Annotated in this window: 18 protein-coding genes; 11 read left to right on the forward strand and 7 right to left on the reverse strand. The window is 45.0% G+C overall.

The features are described 5' to 3' along the window. The first annotated feature begins 183 nt into the window (after positions 1 to 183). Positions 184 to 807 (forward strand): GntR family transcriptional regulator, encoded by a 624-nt coding sequence (locus ACHUFZ_RS16010; RefSeq protein ID WP_394127951.1) that lies wholly within the window; start codon positions 184 to 186, stop codon positions 805 to 807. A gap of 65 nt (positions 808 to 872) precedes the next feature. On the opposite strand, the gene ACHUFZ_RS16015 is transcribed toward ACHUFZ_RS16010, so the two are convergent. Continuing rightward, entirely contained in the window at positions 873 to 1,568 is a 696-nt protein-coding gene (locus ACHUFZ_RS16015) for an oxidative stress defense protein (RefSeq protein ID WP_394127923.1), read from the reverse strand. Between the two features lie 111 nt (positions 1,569 to 1,679). Next, positions 1,680 to 2,576 carry a LysR family transcriptional regulator ArgP gene (locus ACHUFZ_RS16020; RefSeq protein WP_394127924.1) on the reverse strand — a complete coding sequence of 299 codons (897 nt, stop codon included), beginning with the start codon at positions 2,574 to 2,576 and terminating at the stop codon, positions 1,680 to 1,682. A 113-nt stretch (positions 2,577 to 2,689) separates the two neighbouring features. Between ACHUFZ_RS16020 and ACHUFZ_RS16025 the strand changes: the two genes are divergently transcribed. Both ACHUFZ_RS16025 and ACHUFZ_RS16030 read left to right on the forward strand, forming a co-directional pair. Then, positions 2,690 to 3,316, forward strand: coding sequence for a LysE/ArgO family amino acid transporter (locus tag ACHUFZ_RS16025; RefSeq protein WP_394127925.1), 627 nt, complete (start codon positions 2,690 to 2,692; stop codon positions 3,314 to 3,316). Between the two features lie 7 nt (positions 3,317 to 3,323). Then, complete coding sequence (locus tag ACHUFZ_RS16030; protein WP_394127926.1) at positions 3,324 to 3,806, forward strand: YbaK/EbsC family protein; 483 nt, start codon at positions 3,324 to 3,326, stop codon at positions 3,804 to 3,806. 49 nt (positions 3,807 to 3,855) lie between these two features. Here the strand turns inward: ACHUFZ_RS16030 and mscS are convergent, their stop codons facing one another. The 4 genes from mscS to epd all read right to left on the reverse strand — a co-directional run bounded on the left by mscS (position 3,856) and on the right by epd (position 8,625). Next, on the reverse strand, positions 3,856 to 4,722 hold the full coding sequence (gene mscS, locus ACHUFZ_RS16035; protein ID WP_053441066.1) for a small-conductance mechanosensitive channel MscS: 867 nt from the start codon (positions 4,720 to 4,722) through the stop codon (positions 3,856 to 3,858). A gap of 317 nt (positions 4,723 to 5,039) precedes the next feature. Next, on the reverse strand, positions 5,040 to 6,116 hold the full coding sequence (gene fbaA / locus ACHUFZ_RS16040; RefSeq protein WP_061032423.1) for a class II fructose-bisphosphate aldolase: 1,077 nt from the start codon (positions 6,114 to 6,116) through the stop codon (positions 5,040 to 5,042). Between the two features lie 154 nt (positions 6,117 to 6,270). Beyond that, complete coding sequence (locus ACHUFZ_RS16045; RefSeq protein WP_134835609.1) at positions 6,271 to 7,431, reverse strand: phosphoglycerate kinase; 1,161 nt, start codon at positions 7,429 to 7,431, stop codon at positions 6,271 to 6,273. A 153-nt stretch (positions 7,432 to 7,584) separates the two neighbouring features. Beyond that, entirely contained in the window at positions 7,585 to 8,625 is a 1,041-nt protein-coding gene (gene epd, locus ACHUFZ_RS16050) for an erythrose-4-phosphate dehydrogenase (RefSeq protein ID WP_394127927.1), read from the reverse strand. A 200-nt stretch (positions 8,626 to 8,825) separates the two neighbouring features. On the opposite strand from epd, the gene ACHUFZ_RS16055 reads away from it, so the two are divergent. Further along, positions 8,826 to 9,062, forward strand: coding sequence for a hypothetical protein (locus ACHUFZ_RS16055; protein ID WP_004409886.1), 237 nt, complete (start codon positions 8,826 to 8,828; stop codon positions 9,060 to 9,062). Between the two features lie 86 nt (positions 9,063 to 9,148). Here ACHUFZ_RS16055 and tkt read toward each other — a convergent pair whose 3' ends face one another. Further along, a complete protein-coding gene (gene tkt, locus ACHUFZ_RS16060; protein WP_394127928.1) occupies positions 9,149 to 11,143 on the reverse strand; it encodes a transketolase in 1,995 nt (664 codons plus the stop codon). A 320-nt stretch (positions 11,144 to 11,463) separates the two neighbouring features. Here tkt and metK point away from each other — a divergent pair, with 320 nt between their 5' ends. The 7 genes from metK (at position 11,464) to ACHUFZ_RS16095 (ending at position 17,484) form a co-directional block, all read left to right on the forward strand. Continuing rightward, positions 11,464 to 12,618, forward strand: a complete 1,155-nt coding sequence (gene metK, locus ACHUFZ_RS16065) for a methionine adenosyltransferase (protein WP_394127929.1) — start codon at positions 11,464 to 11,466, stop codon at positions 12,616 to 12,618. A 273-nt stretch (positions 12,619 to 12,891) separates the two neighbouring features. Continuing rightward, complete coding sequence (locus ACHUFZ_RS16070) at positions 12,892 to 13,689, forward strand: DUF2189 domain-containing protein (protein WP_394127930.1); 798 nt, start codon at positions 12,892 to 12,894, stop codon at positions 13,687 to 13,689. Positions 13,690 to 13,758: 69 nt separating this feature from the next. After that, entirely contained in the window at positions 13,759 to 14,256 is a 498-nt protein-coding gene (locus tag ACHUFZ_RS16075; protein WP_394127931.1) for a SprT family zinc-dependent metalloprotease, read from the forward strand. Positions 14,257 to 14,334: 78 nt separating this feature from the next. Then, positions 14,335 to 15,036, forward strand: coding sequence for an endonuclease (locus tag ACHUFZ_RS16080; RefSeq protein ID WP_394127932.1), 702 nt, complete (start codon positions 14,335 to 14,337; stop codon positions 15,034 to 15,036). Between the two features lie 129 nt (positions 15,037 to 15,165). Continuing rightward, positions 15,166 to 15,897 (forward strand): 16S rRNA (uracil(1498)-N(3))-methyltransferase, encoded by a 732-nt coding sequence (rsmE, locus tag ACHUFZ_RS16085; RefSeq protein ID WP_394127933.1) that lies wholly within the window; start codon positions 15,166 to 15,168, stop codon positions 15,895 to 15,897. 12 nt (positions 15,898 to 15,909) lie between these two features. Further along, positions 15,910 to 16,863: a glutathione synthase gene (gene gshB, locus ACHUFZ_RS16090; RefSeq protein ID WP_394127934.1), complete on the forward strand. Its 954-nt coding sequence runs from the start codon at positions 15,910 to 15,912 to the stop codon at positions 16,861 to 16,863. A gap of 57 nt (positions 16,864 to 16,920) precedes the next feature. Then, positions 16,921 to 17,484 carry a YqgE/AlgH family protein gene (locus ACHUFZ_RS16095; protein ID WP_394127935.1) on the forward strand — a complete coding sequence of 188 codons (564 nt, stop codon included), beginning with the start codon at positions 16,921 to 16,923 and terminating at the stop codon, positions 17,482 to 17,484. Positions 17,485 to 17,490 lie beyond the last annotated feature (6 nt).

The following is a 17,490-nucleotide window of genomic DNA, read 5'->3' on the forward strand; positions in this document are numbered from 1 at the left end:
GAGGGCTTATGCCCTCTTTTTTTGTATTTCTTTCTTGCTCAGCTATTCAGTACGCTGTATTATCGATATCAAACGACGGTACTGCATACCATTAAATTTATATCGATTTTATATAGCCCATCTCTGTGCGCAAATGAGGAACGCAACGTGTCAAGTCCAACGTTAACTGACAAAGTATCAAAAATGATCCATCAAGATATTTTGAATGGAGTACTTCTACCAGGTCAAAAGCTTGTTGTTGCCGACTTAAAGCAAAGATACGCGGTTGGCGCATCACCTATCCGCGAAGCCTTAGTGCAACTTTCTTGGACAAAATACGTTAACCTTGAGCCACAAAAAGGATGTTGGGTAGCTCCAGTCTCGATTAGCGAACTCACGGACCTGTACGACAGTTTAAGATTCGTCGCATCAGTACTGATTAAGCAAGCCGTTGAAGTGGGTGACGAAAGTTGGGAGTTAGACGTACTCACCTCATTCCATAAATTGTCACGTATTAAGCTGTCTAAAGAAGGCTTCGACTGGACTGAGTGGGAAGAGCGTCAGCATCAATTCCATGTTGCCTTACTCGAAGGTGCGGTATCGAAAAACATGCTGAGCTTCTTTAGCGACCTTATCAACCAAGTAAAGCGCTACCGTTACTACGCCGTCGTTAATGGCTTAGACAATAGTGCGATTAACTTAGATGAGTACGAGATAATCATGAAGCTAGTGCTGGCAAAGGATGCAGGACAAGCAGCAGAGAAATTTGATGCTCACCTCAATCGAACCAAAGAGCAGATCCAGCAGATAATCGAAGCAGCAGCCTAAGATTAGCAAACAAAAAATCGAGCTATGTGCTCGATTTTTTAGTTTATACAGTGTTCAACGTAGATTTAGTCTAACTTGTAAATCACATCCACTCGGTCACGGATAACAATACTTGAGTCTTGGTAACTGTTTGACTCTGTTTTCGCATCCATCGCCATAGAACGCATCAAAATTGGCTGACTCCCCGACATGTTATAGTCGATACGCCACACGCCGTTAATCTCTTTGCCGAACCCTTTGGCAAGAGACTCTGCTTTACTATTCGCATCTTTAATTGCTTCAATGCGCGCTTGCTGCTGGTATGTCGCCTGATCTTTTACCTTCAATTGAATGTTATCGACCTGATTGATTCCTGAATTCAGCGCCAAGTCCAAATATCGATTAAGATCTGCAAGCTCCTCAACAGTCACCGTAATACTACGTGATGCTCGGTAACCAACAAGCTCTGGCTTACCTTTCTTTGGATAGTGATATTGGGGGGTTATGTAAAGGTTAGAGCTAGAAATATCATCATTCTCAACACCTTCGTCACTCAACGCCTTTAAAAATGCCGTAACACTGCTGTCCACTGATTGCTTCGCTTGCTCCGCGGTCATTGTTGAGTCAACCACTTTAACCGAGAATTGAGCCATGTCAGGTTTAGCGACGACTTCGCCATACCCTGTTGTGACAAGATGTGGGAAATCCGGGCTAGTTGCAAAAGAGGCAAAACTGATCGCCGACAGCGACAGCGTTGCTGCAACTTTAGAAAATACATTCATACTTCATCACCATTTTAAATGCAGTTCTTACATCATAGATAGCGATTAAATTTAGACCATAGTCCCGCTCAAGTTCTGACAAAAAATTAACCTCGAAAAATCGTTGTTACTCTATTTGGGCAACAAGTCTTTGGTGTGATTAATGATTGCCTGAGTAATTTCACTCAATAACTGAGTCTCAAGCTGCCAATGATGCCAATAAATACGAAAGCTCATAAAGAAGTCGGGCATCAAATCAACCAGTTCACCCGATGCGAGCTCCTTCTCAATCTGCAATTTAGGGATCAAACAATAGGCACAACCCATCAGAGCAAGATTAACAAAGGCTTCAGAGCTAGCGACATGATGATGTGTCACCGCATCAGATGAGATATTAAAGTGCAGTTTGAGGAAGTCTCGATGCAATTGATCATATTGGTCAAATGAGACCGCCGGCGCATCTAGTAGAGCCTCTCGATCAACCCCATTTGGAAAATAACTGCCAGCAAACTCCGGGCTAGCGACACACACATAATCCATTCGACCTAAGTAGTTTGCTTCACAGCCAACCATGGCCTTGGGCTCCATGCTTAATGCGCCAATCACTTCGCCATTTTTTAACTTATCTAGAGTGCGACCTTCACCGTATACGGCTAAGCTGAGTTCAACCTCTCTCGACTTCATCACCGGTGCTAATGCGGGCAGCAACCAAGTAGCCAAGCTATCTGCATTGGTTGCGATCGCAGCTCGTTGCACTTTGCCAACTTTATTACCATCCAGCTCAGGGATAAATTCCGTTTCTAGCAATTGCACCTGCTGGTACAAGGCCAGTAGTTTTTGGCCAACGGGTGTCGGTTTGGGCGGCTGCTCTCTGACTAAAACCGGCTGAGCCAGAAACTTCTCTAGCTGCTTCACTCGTTGAGAAACCGCAGATTGGGATACGAACAAGGCTTCCGCTGCACGTTCGAAATTGCCATAACTCACCACTGCTTCTAACGCTTCTATCCAACGATAATCTAAGCCACGCATAACGCCCCCACCTACATTAGAGATACTTATAGAGTATAAATATTATTAAATATACTTATATCATGCACTTGCTTATCTTTGTCGCCATTAACAAATAATTTGGAGACTTAGCCATGAACCTTTGGCTTCTACTGCAAGGTTTCGGCCTTGGCGCGAGTATGATCATTCCCATTGGCGCTCAAAATGCTTATGTTTTGAATCAAGGCATCAAACGGCAGCATCACTTAACAACCGCAACCATATGCAGTGTCCTCGACATTGTGTTTATTTCATTAGGTATCTTTGGTGGCGGAGCGTTACTGGCGCAAAATGACACGCTATTATTATTGGTCACCCTAGGGGGGATAGCATTCCTGTCCGTGTATGGTTTGCTGTCACTAAAAAGTGCTTTCAGTACACAGAAAGATGAAGATGCAATCCAGCATACACAACGAGGAAAAAGAGCCGTCATCCTTGGTGCGCTGGCTGTTACAGTGCTGAATCCACATCTTTATCTTGATACCGTGGTGATTCTCGGTTCGATAGGTGGTCAATTCGAAGGTGAAGATCGTATGGCATTTGCGGTGGGAACTATGCTGGCCTCGCTAGTCTGGTTCTTTGCACTTTCGATAGGGGCGGCAAAACTTGGTCCAGCATTGTCACAACCGCGAGTAAAGCAAGGAATTGATATCGCCGTTGCGGTTATGATGTTTGCCATTGCGGCCATTTTGGCAAAAGAGTTACTGAACCAAATTATCTAGGTATCACATGGATAAACTCGAAACGATTTACCAATTCAACAAAGGGCTACTGCAAAGCTTGTCCGTTGATTATCAAGAATGGCAGCACGAACCTATTCTCGACTTTGTCACTGATGAAAAGGTTGCCAAGGAACTTGGCTGGACGGGCACCCATAGTAAAAGCCTGTTTTTAAAGCTAAAAGGAGCGGGACATGCCCTGCTATTAACCGATAAAGATAGCCGATTAGACAGTAAGGGGATAAAGGCACTAACAGGCAAGCGACCATCGATTGTCGGTAATGATGAGATGACTAAGGCGATAGGCTGTGTTCCGGGCGCAGTGTGTCCATTTGGCTTACCGAGTCATATTCCAATCATCGTTGACCGTAGCTTATTTAGCTCAAAGGAGCTGCTATACACCCCAGGTAAGCCCGACTTCACAATTAGTTTACCAAGCTCACGTTTAATGGATATCTTGCAGGCGTTAGAAAACCCTATTATTGAAATGTAAAAAAGCGAGGCTCTATGGCCTCGCTTTTTAATCGTTAGTATCGCTTAGATTAAGCTTCTACTTTGTTCAAGTGAACATCCATTTGTGGGAATGGAATTTCAATACCCGCTTCATCAAGCGCTTCTTTAATTGCTTGAGTTGAATCGAAGTAGACATCCCAGTAATCCGCTGTCTTACACCAAGGGCGAACAACAAAGTTCACTGAAGAATCAGCAAGCGCCAGAACACCGATTTGGATATCAGGATCTTTCAGAATACGCTCATCTTTTTCTAGCGCTTCACGAATTACTTTCTTAGTCTGCTTAAGATCAGCACCGTATGAAACACCGATTACAAGGTCAACACGACGCGTTGCATGTCGCGAGTAGTTGGTGATTGGGCTACCAATAACGCCTGAGTTTGGTACTACTACCATTTTGTTATCAGGTGTTTTCAGTACCGTTTGGAAAATCTGAATTGCTTCTACACTACCAGCTACACCACCGATTTCCACATAGTCACCAGACTTAAATGGACGGAACGCAACGATAAGTACACCAGCAGCAAAGTTAGATAGTGAACCTTGCAGAGCAAGACCAACAGCAAGACCGGCTGCACCGATAACCGCTACGACAGAAGCCGTTTGAACGCCAACACGACCTAATGCTGCAATTAGAACGATAACGAATAGTAGGTAACGAACTAGACCATGAACGAACTCAACAACCGCTTTGTCCATGTCTTTCTTTTCTAATACTTTAGAAACACTATTCGCTACTGCTTTTACGATAATATTACCGATAAACAGGATCAGAACCGCTGAGATGATATTCACACCGTACTGAACCAGTAAATCAGAATTATTTGTTAGCCATTTTTCTGCGTGGCTTAAACCATCAACTAGGGGAGTTTCAATTCCCGCTGATTCACCTGCCATATTTATATCCTCTAAAATCTATGAACCAAACTGCTTTCGATTACTAATTAACAACGACATCCCTATACATTCACTAAAGTAATGTCAGTTTTTTGGCACGATATCTCACTTTTGACCATTCTCAAAGTCAAGTTTTTGCAAAGAGAGCAAAAACAAAGGTTTATCAGAAAACTCTGATATCGGCTTGTTACAGATTACGCAATGCTTTTACATTTCACCAGACTTTTTGTTCGCCTAGGCGTCTTTAAATCGTGATGTATCAGATATAAAAAAGCCCGCTCAAATGAGCGGGCTTTTAAACAATCAGTTAAGACGAATTATAGTACGTCTACTGCGTTTAGGTCAGCGAATGCTTTCTCAAGACGAGTAACCATAGAAGCTTGACCAGCACGTAGCCATACGCGTGGATCGTAGTACTTCTTGTTTGGCGCAGCTTCGCCAGTTGGGTTACCGATTTGACCTTGTAGGAAATCGAAGTTGTCAGCAGAGTACTGACGGATACCGTCCCAAGTTGCCCACTGTGTATCAGTATCGATGTTCATTTTGATAACACCGTAGCCGATAGACTCTTGGATTTCTTCTTCAGAAGAACCAGAACCACCGTGGAATACGAAGTTTAGAGCGTTAGGTGCAATACCGAACTTCTCTGCACAGTATGCTTGAGAATCACGTAGGATAGTTGGAGTAAGTACAACGTTACCAGCTTGGTAAACACCGTGTACGTTACCGAAAGAAGCAGCGATAGTGAAACGTGGGCTAACAGCCATTAGTTTCTCGTAAGCGTACGCTACGTCTTCTGGAGAAGTGTAAAGCTCAGATGCGTCCATATCAGAGTTATCAACGCCGTCTTCTTCACCACCAGTACAACCAAGTTCGATCTCGATTGTCATGTTCATTTTAGCCATGCGCTCTAGGTACTTAGCACATGTTTCGATGTTCTCTTCTAGAGACTCTTCAGAAAGGTCTAGCATGTGAGAAGAGAATAGAGGCTTACCAGTTTGAGCGAAGAACTCTTCACCCGCGTCTAGTAGACCGTCGATCCATGGAAGAAGTTTCTTAGCAGCGTGGTCAGTGTGCAGGATAACTGGAACACCGTAAGCTTCAGCTACAGCGTGAACGTATTTAGCACCAGCTACAGCACCAAGGATTTGAGCACCTTGACCTTCAAGTTTAACGCCTTTACCAGCGAAGAAAGCTGCACCGCCGTTAGAGAACTGAACAACAACAGGAGATTTAACTTTCGCTGCTGCTTCTAGTACTGCGTTTACAGAGTCAGTACCAACAACGTTTACTGCTGGAAGTGCAAATTTGTTCTCTTTTGCTACTTCAAATACTTTCTGTACGTCGTCGCCAGAGATAACACCTGGTTTTACGAAATCGAAGATCTTAGACATGGATTTAATCCTATATTATCTGTCGTTTTAAAAATAAAACTTGTTAAGTTTAAATTCTTGCAAACGTTTGCTCACAACTCGCGCTATTCTAGCAAAAAAGTGTGATGTGCAGCAAACAAGAAAGCGGGAGATTAACTCTCCCGCTTTCACTTAATTACTTAGCGCGCTCTTCAAGCATTGCTACTGCAGGAAGTACTTTACCTTCAACGAACTCAAGGAATGCACCACCACCAGTAGAGATGTAAGATACGTCAGCTTTGATACCGAACTTGTCGATAGCTGCTAGCGTGTCACCACCACCTGCTACAGAGAAACCTGCAGATTCAGCGATTGCTTTAGAGATGCCAGCTGTACCCGCTTCGAAGTTCTTGAATTCGAATACGCCTACAGGGCCATTCCAAAGAATAGTTTTTGCGTTAGCGATGATTTCAGCTAGTGCTGCAGTTGAATCTGGACCTAGGTCGAAGATCATGTCGTCATCAGCAACTTCAGATACGTGCTTGATTTCAGCTTCTGCGTTCTCGTCGAAAGCTTTTGCACATGCAACGTCAGTCGCAACTGGGATTGCACACTCTTTCATTAGCTTCTGAGCTGTTTCAACTAGGTCCGCTTCGTATAGAGACTTACCTACGTTGTGGCCTTCAGCAGCGATGAACGTGTTTGCAATACCACCACCAACAACAAGTTGGTCAGCAACTTTAGATAGAGATTCTAGAACGGTTAGTTTAGTAGAAACTTTAGAACCACCAACGATAGCAACTAGTGGACGCTCTGGGTTATCCATTGCTTTACCTAGTGCTTCAAGTTCAGCCGCTAGTAGAGGACCAGCACACGCAACAGGTGCGTTCATGCCAACACCGTGAGTAGACGCTTGTGCACGGTGAGCCGTACCGAATGCATCCATTACGAAGATGTCACATAGTGCAGCGTACTTCTTAGATAGCTCTTCTTCGTTCTTCTTCTCGCCTTTGTTAAAGCGAACGTTTTCAAGAACAACAAGTTCACCTGTGTTTAGCTCTAGGCCATCTAGGTAATCTTTCGCTAGTTTAACTTCGCAATCTAGTGCGTCGTTTAGGTAGTTAACTACAGGTTGTAGAGAGAACTCTTCTGCGTATTCACCTTCAGTTGGACGACCTAGGTGAGAAGTAACCATAACTTTAGCGCCTGCTTCTAGACAGTGCTTGATCGTTGGTAGAGATGCTAGGATACGTGCATCAGAAGTCACTTTGCCTTCTTTTACTGGTACGTTTAGGTCCGCACGGATAAATACACGTTTACCTGCTAGTTCCAGGTCAGTCATCTTGATTACAGACATGATGTGTCCTCTCAAATATTCAATAAGTAAAGTTTTTCAGTAGCCCGGCAACCCTGCCAGACCTATAAATTCTTCAAACTGGTTTTGATATGGAGTCGTTGATTATTTATTTCAAGTATAAAAATAAATATTTCTCCACCGCTGCGTTACGACTTATTTTGCAGCTTGCATTGCGAGCGCCGTATCCAGCATGCGGTTCGCAAAGCCCCATTCGTTGTCACACCAAACAAGCATTTTAACTAAGTGCCCGTTACTCACTCGTGTCTGTGTACCATCGACAATCGCGCTATGGGGATCATGATTAAAGTCGATAGAAACGAGCGGCGCTTCAGTATAGTCAACAATGCCCTGTAATGTACACTGAGATGCGTTAACAATGGTTTGATTTACGTCATTAACTTTCACATTTGTATTAATTGTGACACTTAAATCCATCGCTGTGACGTTAACAGTAGGCACTCGTACTGAAATCGCCTCAAATTTGTTAGAAAATTTCGGGAAGATTCTTTCAATACCCTTATGCAACTTAGTGTCCACCGGAATGATGGATTGGCTCGCTGCGCGAGTACGTCTTAAGTCGGAATGGTAAGCATCAATGACCTGCTGATCGTTCATTGATGAATGAATGGTAGTAATGGTGCCAGATTCGATTTCAAAAGCATCATCAAGGGCTTTGATAATAGGAACGATACAGTTAGTCGTACACGAACCGTTGGAGACAACCTTATGTTCGGCTTTTAGCGACTCATGGTTCACACCATAAATAATGGTGTTGTCTAAGTCACTCGCACCTGGATGCGAAAACAGCACTTTCTTTGCCCCTGCCTTGATGTGTTCTTGGCCATCAGCTTGAGAGCCAAATACGCCAGTACAATCTAGAACTAAATCGACTTCTAGATCTCGCCATGGCAAAAGCTCGATATCGCTTAAATGCAGAATGCGGATTGAGTCAAACTCCCCCGTCCCTTCATGCGGTGCATCATGGTGTACATAGATATGCTCTTGATCATTGGAAATCTTCTTACCAAAACGCCCATGGCTGGTGTCATATTGAAGTAGATGCGCCATGGCATCCGGCTGAGCCAGCTCATTAACCGCTACAACTTTGATTTTTTGATTCTTTCCACTTTCATATACTGCACGCAGTACATTACGACCGATACGTCCAAATCCATTGATCGCAACTTTTAGCATGATTCCATCGCCCTACATGATTTTCGTGTCACAAATAGTAACCGATAGCCATCCAAAGCGCATTAAATTCGTGATATGTGCCCAAGTATTAATTTTATAAAACTTGATTGATATGCAGGCCATATGTTCTATTAACAGATAGATAAGTGATTTTCTGTTGGCTGTTTCTTTTCTAGTTTCATCAACCAAAGGAAATGACTATGTCTGGTTACCCAGCTACCCACTTTTGTAAGCAATGCTCACAAGAAACGCCTCATAGCGAAATCTTAGTGAGAAAAACGAGCAGCTACGACACTGACCGTTCGTTGCTTGGAAGAGTTAAGCTGATGGCTCACACCTTTATCAACGGTGGACATTACTACGACATGGATCGATATGTGACATGTAAAGTATGTGGTCGCAAAGAAAAAGATAACTGGGGTAATGAGTTTGAATAACGTTTAAACTCACTGAAGCCAATATAAAAAAACCGAGCCAAATGGCTCGGTTTTCTCTTTTCTATACTCAAAACAATTAAAGAGTATTAAGCAAGCAGCTCTTTCGCTGTGTTCACTACGTTTTCAGTTGTGAAGCCGAACATCTTGAATAGCTCACCTGCAGGTGCAGATTCGCCGAATGTTGTCATACCGATGATCTTGCCACCGAAGCCAACGTACTTGTACCAGAAGTCAGCAATGCCAGCTTCTACAGCGATACGAGCTGTTACGTCAGATGGCAGTACAGATTCACGGTACTCAGCGTCTTGCTTGTCGAATGCGTCAGTTGCAGGCATTGAAACAACGCGTACTTTCTTACCTTCAGCGGTCAGCTCAGCTGCAGCGTTAACCGCTAGCTCAACTTCAGAACCCGTTGCGATAAGGATTAACTCTGGTTTGCCTGCACAATCTTTCAGGATGTAACCACCCTTCGCGATGTTTGCAACTTGCTCTTCGCTACGCTCTTGCTGTGCAAGGTTTTGACGAGAGAAGATTAGCGACGTTGGGCCGTCTTTGCGTTCGATAGCCAGTTTCCAAGCCACTGCAGACTCAACTTGGTCACATGGGCGCCATGTGCTCATGTTTGGAGTCAGACGTAGAGACGCGATTTGCTCAACAGGCTGGTGAGTTGGGCCATCTTCGCCAAGACCGATAGAGTCGTGCGTGTAAACTTGGATGTTCTGAACTTTCATCAGAGCCGCCATGCGCATTGCGTTACGCGCGTATTCCATGAACATTAGGAACGTTGCGCCGTATGGTACGAAACCACCGTGTAGCGCAATACCATTCATGATCGCTGTCATACCGAATTCACGTACACCGTAGTGGATGTAGTTACCAGACGCATCTTCAGCAGAAACTGACTTAGAACCAGACCACATGGTTAGGTTAGATGGTGCTAGGTCAGCAGAGCCGCCTAGGAATTCAGGTAGCATAGCACCGAACGCTTCTAGTGCGTTTTGAGACGCTTTACGTGATGCGATGTTTGCAGGGTTTGCTTGAAGATCTGCAATGATTGCGCTTGCTTTATCTTCCCACTGCGCTGGTAGCTCACCGTTTAGACGACGTTTAAGCTCTGCCGCTTCAGTTGGGTAAGCTGCCGCGTAGGCGTCAAACTTAGCATTCCAAGCCGCTTCTTTTGCTGCGCCTGCTTCTTTCGCATCCCACTCTGCGTATACGTCAGCAGGGATTTCAAATGGACCGTGTTCCCAGCCAAGTTGCTTGCGAGTCGCTGCAATTTCTTCAGCGCCTAGTGGTGCACCGTGACAGTCGTGTGAACCAGACTTGTTAGGTGAACCGAAACCGATAATAGTTTTAGTACAGATTAGCGTTGGACGAGGGTCTGCTTTCGCTGCAATGATAGCTGCGTTAATTGCTTCAGAATCGTGACCGTCTACTGCTGGAATTACGTGCCAGCCGTACGCTTCAAAACGCTTAGGTGTATCGTCAGAGAACCAGCCTTCAACTTCACCATCGATTGAGATGCCGTTGTCATCCCAGAAAGCGATTAGCTTACCAAGACCTAGCGTACCCGCTAGAGAACATGCTTCGTGAGAGATACCTTCCATCAGACAGCCATCACCCATGAATGCATAAGTGAAGTGATCAACGATGTCGTGACCTTCTTTGTTGAACTGTGCTGCTAGAGTCTTCTCAGCTAGCGCCATACCCACAGCGTTAGTGATACCTTGACCTAGAGGACCCGTTGTTGTTTCGATACCTGGTGCGTAACCGTACTCTGGGTGACCTGGTGTCTTAGAGTGAAGCTGACGGAAGTTTTTCAGATCGTCAATCGATAGCTCGTAACCTGCAAGATGCAGTAGAGAGTAAATCAGCATTGAACCATGGCCGTTCGAAAGAACAAAACGGTCGCGGTCAGCCCACTCTGGGTTAGCTGGGTTGTGATTTAGGTGAGAACGCCAAAGAACTTCAGCGATGTCAGCCATACCCATAGGTGCACCTGGGTGACCAGAGTTAGCTTGTTGTACACCATCCATACTTAGAGCACGGATTGCGTTTGCGAGATGTTGACGAGAAGACATGTCAGCTCCTGAATGCATTAAGCGAATCAAATAAGTGTGTGAATAATAATTCTCTCAAAGCACTTGTGGCACTGCAAACGTTTTCCAAGCCAAAAGCTCACAATTTTCTGAGATTTCGCTCCCTTTACCATCAAGTTGTCTATATATAACCGCAGTAAAGCAAACGTTTAGTTATGATTGATGAAAAAAAAGAGCTTGTAATTCGAGCAATCAAAATTAGAATAGACGTCTAGATGTAGATACACCTACAATTACTAATATTATTTAATGGTGATGAGTTAATAAAACTGGTCACTCTCAATCGATAAAGTGGAGCTCACATGGCTAAGCACCTGTTCACTTCTGAGTCAGTATCAGAAGGTCATCCAGATAAAATTGCAGACCAAATTTCTGATGCAGTACTTGATGCGATTCTAGAACAAGACCCAAAGGCACGTGTTGCGTGTGAAACTTACGTAAAAACCGGCATGGTAATGGTTGGTGGTGAAGTAACAACGTCGGCATGGGTTGATATCGAAGAAATCACTCGTGAGACAGTACGTGAAATTGGTTACGTTCACTCAGACATGGGTTTTGATGCTGATTCTTGTGCAGTTCTAAACACTATCGGTAAGCAGTCTCCAGACATCAACCAAGGCGTTGATAAAGCAGACCCTAAAGATCAGGGCGCTGGTGACCAAGGTATCATGTTTGGTTACGCAACCAACGAAACTGAAATCCTAATGCCAGCTCCAATCACTTACTCTCACCTGCTTGTTAAAAAGCAAGCTGAAGTGCGTAAGAGCGGCAAGCTAGACTTCCTACGCCCAGATGCGAAATCTCAGGTAACGTTCCAATACGACCAAGGTAAGATTGTTGGTATCGATGCGGTTGTTCTTTCAACTCAGCACTGTGATTCAATCTCTACTCCAGATCTACGTGAAGCAGTAATGGAAGAGATCATCAAGCCAGTACTGCCTTCTGAGTGGATCAACAAAGAGACTAACTTCTTCATCAACCCAACAGGCCGTTTCGTAATCGGTGGCCCTATGGGTGACTGTGGTCTAACCGGTCGTAAAATCATCGTAGATACCTACGGCGGCGCGGCTCGTCACGGTGGCGGTGCATTCTCTGGTAAAGATCCTTCAAAAGTAGACCGCTCTGCAGCATACGCGGCACGTTACGTTGCGAAAAACATCGTAGCGGCTGGCATGGCTGACCGTTGTGAAATCCAACTTTCTTACGCAATCGGTGTAGCAGATCCAACGTCTATCATGGTTGAAACGTTCGGTACTGAAAAAGTAGCTCACGACATCATCATCGAAGCTGTTCGTCAAAACTTCGACCTACGCCCATACGGTCTACAAGAAATGCTGAATCTACTTCAGCCTATCTATAAGAAGACTGCGGCATACGGTCACTTTGGTCGTGAAGAGTTCCCATGGGAAGCAACAGACAAAGCAGCGATTCTTGCAGAGTTTGCTGGTCTTAAGTAATTAGAATTTAAGACTTAATAGAATTGAAAAGGGCTTTTGGGTAACCAAAAGCCCTTTTTCTTTAGGGATAAATTTATGGCGTAAATTTGTATTTTTTTGCCATGGGGTCAATAGTTAAAAATATGTTAACGAGCAATTTCGGCGATTGAAACCTCGTTAGCGTTAACTGATGCACCGCTTACATCCCAGACGTCGCCAAGCCGGGCATCGAGTTTCCCACGCTAAATTTGCCAACGAATTTAGTCTACGTAGAGAATCGATCAAGGAGGATGTATGCCTCGTACGGTGAATCCAGACGACTTTAAAGATAAACAGAAAGAAGTCCCAGACTCGGAATACGCTCGCACGATTCCGTGTAATCAACTCAGTATCTCAGCACCATTCCACTGGCTGTCACTTGGCCTGCATGACTTTGTTAGAATGCCCTTAATCAGTGCATTCTACGGGTTGTGCTTTATGGCGGCAGCAATCGGCATTGTGCTACTCGTTCAATGGCAGGGCACTCACCTGGTGGTAATGCCAAGTCTAGTGGTCTACATGCTCATTGGGCCTTTCCTAGCCTTAGGCTTATATGATGCGGCTTGGGAGCGAGAAAAAGGCCATAGCGCCAGCTTAATCCACTCAATGAAAGCTATTAGCCGAAACTCCACCTCCCAGTGGGCATTTGCTGTCCTGCTAGCGGTGTGTATGATTTTCTGGATGCGTATTGCCGCGCTACTGCACGCCCTCTACCCTTCAGTACAAGGAGCTCCGCTAACCGAATTTATGCCTTTCCTCGTCATAGGTTCTCTGGTCGGCTTCGTTCTAGCCTGTGTCGTGTTTAGTATTTCCGCGTTCTCTATTCCAGTAATGATGGAGCGCCGCGTCGATATGATGACCGCCGTGTTCACCAGTTTTAATGCGGTGAAATCGAACATCCCTGCAATGATTGTTTGGGCTGCGCTGATTTGTGGCGGTATTTTAGTCGGCTTTGCTACTTACGGTATCGGCATGCTTTTTACCATGCCAATCCTTGGTTATGGTACTTGGCACGCTTACCATGAAACCATCAAGAAGAGACATCACCCTTAACAAGCTAAGCCATTTCGATCTATGATGCGCCCCAGCCATTTGAGCTGGGGCTTTTATTTAGGAGTGGTTGTGGATTCAGAACTCAATTATCGTGCACATAAAGTGATTGCTGACTGCATCCAGCAGGCTCAGTTCGCTTTCAAACGCACATTCCCTCAGCCAAAGTTAAACTATAAACTGCGCGGTAAAGCAGCCGGTAAAGCCTACCTGCAGCTAAACGAAATTCGTCTTAACCCAACGCTATTTAAAGAAAACCAACAGGCTTTCCTTACTGACGTTATTCCTCATGAAATCGCTCACCTGATTACCTACCAAGTCTATGGCCGTGTTAGGCCACATGGGAAAGAGTGGCAAGGCGTGATGGAAGCGGTATTTAAGGTGCCAGCAAAAACAACCCACAGCTTCGAAGTCACTTCCGTACAAGGGAAAACCTTTGAATATCTTTGCGCTTGTACGAGCTACCCCCTTTCTATTCGCCGCCATAATAAAGTACTGCGAAACCAAGCCAGTTACCGCTGCCAACAGTGCCAACAGACGTTAAGTTTCACTGGTAAAGAACTGACTTAATTAAGACAATTCTCACCAATACAAGCCATAGTTGCGTGTTAGACTGTAATTCATACTACTTTTCTAATACGGAATTCCATGAAAAGAATCCTTTTTTTCAGTCTATTATTTACGCTTTTCAGCCTTACTAGCCATGCTGCTCCACCCTCTTCTTTCTCCAAAGCAAAAAAAGAAGCAGTAAAGATTTACGCCGATCACCCAACCAGTTTTTACTGTGGTTGTGATATTGAATGGCAAGGGCGTAAAGGGACACCTGATTTAGAGTCGTGTGGTTACCAAGTCCGTAAGCAACAAAAGCGTGCTTCCCGAATCGAATGGGAACATGTCGTCCCAGCCTGGCAATTTGGCCACCAGCGTCAATGTTGGCAAACTGGCGGACGCAAAAACTGTACGAAGAACGATAAAACCTTCCGTCTGATGGAAGCAGATCTGCATAACCTGACTCCAGCAATTGGAGAAGTGAATGGCGACCGTTCTAACTACAACTTCAGCCAGTGGAACGGTGTTGATGGCGTTAGCTACGGACGCTGCGAAATGCAGGTTAACTTTAAGCAACGCAAGGTCATGCCACCGGATAGAGCAAAAGGCTCAATTGCGCGTACTTACCTCTACATGAGTAAAGAGTACGGCTTTAAATTATCCAAACAGCAGAAACAGTTGATGACTGCATGGAACAAGCAGTTCCCAGTGGATAAGTGGGAATGCAAACGTGAAGAACGGATCTTCAACATCCAAGGTAATCACAACCCATTTGTTTACCAAGCTTGCCAAGCCCTATAACTCTCTCTGCGTTATGAAATTAAGAGTTTCCAGTAATTAATTGGAAACTCTCTCTGCCCCTTGTTTTTTCGCATAAAAGCATCCATGTTAGAGGTTATCTCAAAACCTCTTGCTGGAAATCGAAATACAATGCGAATCCCACGAATCTATCACCCAGAAGCCATTAATCAGTTAGGCTCTCTCATGCTCAGCGATGATGCCGCAGGCCATATTGGCCGTGTATTGCGCATGAAAGAGGGACAAGAAGTACTGCTGTTTGACGGCAGTGGCGCTGAGTTCCCAGCAGAGATCGCTAACGTTTCGAAGAAGAACGTTGAAGTGAATATTACTCAACGTGTCGAACGCAGCTCAGAATCACCGCTCGACCTTCACTTAGGCCAAGTTATTTCACGTGGCGATAAGATGGAATTTACCATCCAGAAATCGGTAGAACTCGGCGTAAACACCATCACACCACTGATTTCAGAGCGCTGCGGGGTCAAACTCGATCAAAAACGTTTCGAGAAAAAACTCGCCCAATGGCAAAAAATCGCCATCAGTGCTTGTGAGCAATGTGGCCGCAACACGATCCCAGAAATCCGTCCGATCATGCAATTAGAAGAGTGGTGCGGTGAGGAGTATGACGGTCTAAAACTGAACCTCCACCCACGTGCAAAATACTCGATTAACACCCTACCGACACCGGTAGAAAAAGTGCGTCTGTTGATTGGCCCAGAAGGTGGCCTGTCTGCAGAAGAGATCGGCATGACAGAAAACTACAAATTTGAAGAGACGCTACTCGGTCCACGTGTACTACGTACCGAAACTGCGGCTCTTACTGCAATTACAGCCCTGCAAGTTCGTTTCGGCGATCTTGGTTAAACGGAGAACAATATGATCAAATTAGGTATCGTAATGGACCCTATCTCGTCCATTAACATCAAGAAAGACTCTAGCTTTGCCATGATGCTTGAAGCGCAGCGCCGCGGCTACGAAATCCACTACATGGAAATGGATGACCTTCATCTAGACCAAGGTGTTGCGGTTGCTGACACTAAAGTGGTTAAACTTAAAGAAGACCCAACGGGTTGGTATGAGTTCAAATCTGAGCAAACTATCGAGCTTTCAGAACTAGATGCGGTACTGATGCGTAAAGATCCTCCGTTTGATACGGAATACATCTACGCGACTTACATTCTAGAGCGCGCAGAAGAGCAAGGCACACTGATCGTCAACAAACCACAGAGCCTACGCGATTGTAACGAGAAGCTGTTCACGGCTTGGTTCCCAGAACTAACGCCGACTACTATCGTGACGCGTAAAGCAGAAAAGATTAAGCAGTTCCGTGAAAAACATGGTGACGTAATCCTTAAGCCGCTTGATGGTATGGGTGGCGCGTCTATCTTCCGCGTTAAAGAAGGCGATCCAAACGTATCTGTGATTATCGAGACCCTGACTAACCATGGTCAGAACTACGCAATGGCGCAGACTTTCGTGCCTGATATCAGTAACGGTGACAAGCGTATCTTGGTTGTTGACGGTGAACCAATGCCATATTGCCTAGCGCGTATTCCGGCAAAAGGTGAGACTCGTGGCAACCTTGCAGCCGGCGGTACAGGTGAAGCACGCCCACTTAGCGAGACAGATAAAAAGATCGCTGAGGCAGTAGCGCCTACACTTAAAGAAAAAGGGCTTATCTTTGTTGGTCTAGATGTGATTGGCGATAAGCTTACCGAGATCAACGTAACAAGCCCGACGTGTATTCGTGAAATCGAAGCAGCTTTTGATGTCTCTATTACTGGCAAACTTATGGACGCAATTGAGCGTCGCCTAAAAGAATCAAAATAATTTGCCATGCTAATCATAGGGCGGTCATTGATCGCCCCATTTTGAGTTGGAGTGACTATGAACTTAACCAACCATTTTTTAGTGGCAATGCCGGGGATGAAAGACCCATACTTTCAGCGCAGTGTTATTTACGTTTGTGAGCATAATGAAGATGGTGCAATGGGGCTGATGATCAATGCACCGATTGATATCACCATAGGTAAGATGCTCGAAAAAGTTGATGTCCAAGCGTCTCACCCTAAACTTCAAACAGAGAGCTTAGACAAACCCGTTCTCAATGGTGGACCTGTTTCAGAAGACCGCGGCTTTATTCTCCACCAACCGAAAGATAACTATGAGTCAAGCATCAAAATGAGTGACTACCTTTCGGTGACGACATCGAAAGACATCCTCAGTGTGTTAGGCACAGAGGCAGAACCAAATCATTATATCGTGGCGCTGGGCTATTCAGGTTGGGAGGCAGGACAACTTGAGATTGAGCTATCTGAAAACTCATGGCTTACCGTAGAAGCTGACCCTAACGTGATGTTTGATACCCCAATTAACGAGCGCTGGCAAAAAGCGGTGCAAATGTTGGGGATTAACGTAGCTCAGCTTTCAAGCGACATCGGCCACGCCTAACCCCAT

Origin of the sequence: Vibrio hepatarius, from assembly GCF_043642085.1 — a bacterium.
Classification (GTDB): Bacteria; Pseudomonadota; Gammaproteobacteria; order Enterobacterales; family Vibrionaceae; genus Vibrio; species Vibrio hepatarius_C.

Coding starts and splice junctions, on each gene's coding strand:
- ACHUFZ_RS16055 (WP_004409886.1), top strand. CDS start 8,826: ATGTCTGGTTACCCAGCTACCCACTTTTGTAAGCAATGCTCACAAGAA.
- ACHUFZ_RS16095 (WP_394127935.1), top strand. CDS start 16,921: ATGAACTTAACCAACCATTTTTTAGTGGCAATGCCGGGGATGAAAGAC.
- tkt (WP_394127928.1), bottom strand. CDS start 11,143: ATGTCTTCTCGTCAACATCTCGCAAACGCAATCCGTGCTCTAAGTATG.
- ACHUFZ_RS16045 (WP_134835609.1), bottom strand. CDS start 7,431: ATGTCTGTAATCAAGATGACTGACCTGGAACTAGCAGGTAAACGTGTA.
- ACHUFZ_RS16010 (WP_394127951.1), top strand. CDS start 184: ATGATCCATCAAGATATTTTGAATGGAGTACTTCTACCAGGTCAAAAG.
- ACHUFZ_RS16015 (WP_394127923.1), bottom strand. CDS start 1,568: ATGAATGTATTTTCTAAAGTTGCAGCAACGCTGTCGCTGTCGGCGATC.
- mscS (WP_053441066.1), bottom strand. CDS start 4,722: ATGGCAGGTGAATCAGCGGGAATTGAAACTCCCCTAGTTGATGGTTTA.
- ACHUFZ_RS16070 (WP_394127930.1), top strand. CDS start 12,892: ATGCCTCGTACGGTGAATCCAGACGACTTTAAAGATAAACAGAAAGAA.
- ACHUFZ_RS16020 (WP_394127924.1), bottom strand. CDS start 2,576: ATGCGTGGCTTAGATTATCGTTGGATAGAAGCGTTAGAAGCAGTGGTG.
- ACHUFZ_RS16080 (WP_394127932.1), top strand. CDS start 14,335: ATGAAAAGAATCCTTTTTTTCAGTCTATTATTTACGCTTTTCAGCCTT.
- fbaA (WP_061032423.1), bottom strand. CDS start 6,116: ATGTCTAAGATCTTCGATTTCGTAAAACCAGGTGTTATCTCTGGCGAC.
- ACHUFZ_RS16030 (WP_394127926.1), top strand. CDS start 3,324: ATGGATAAACTCGAAACGATTTACCAATTCAACAAAGGGCTACTGCAA.
- metK (WP_394127929.1), top strand. CDS start 11,464: ATGGCTAAGCACCTGTTCACTTCTGAGTCAGTATCAGAAGGTCATCCA.
- ACHUFZ_RS16025 (WP_394127925.1), top strand. CDS start 2,690: ATGAACCTTTGGCTTCTACTGCAAGGTTTCGGCCTTGGCGCGAGTATG.
- rsmE (WP_394127933.1), top strand. CDS start 15,166: ATGCGAATCCCACGAATCTATCACCCAGAAGCCATTAATCAGTTAGGC.
- epd (WP_394127927.1), bottom strand. CDS start 8,625: ATGCTAAAAGTTGCGATCAATGGATTTGGACGTATCGGTCGTAATGTA.
- gshB (WP_394127934.1), top strand. CDS start 15,910: ATGATCAAATTAGGTATCGTAATGGACCCTATCTCGTCCATTAACATC.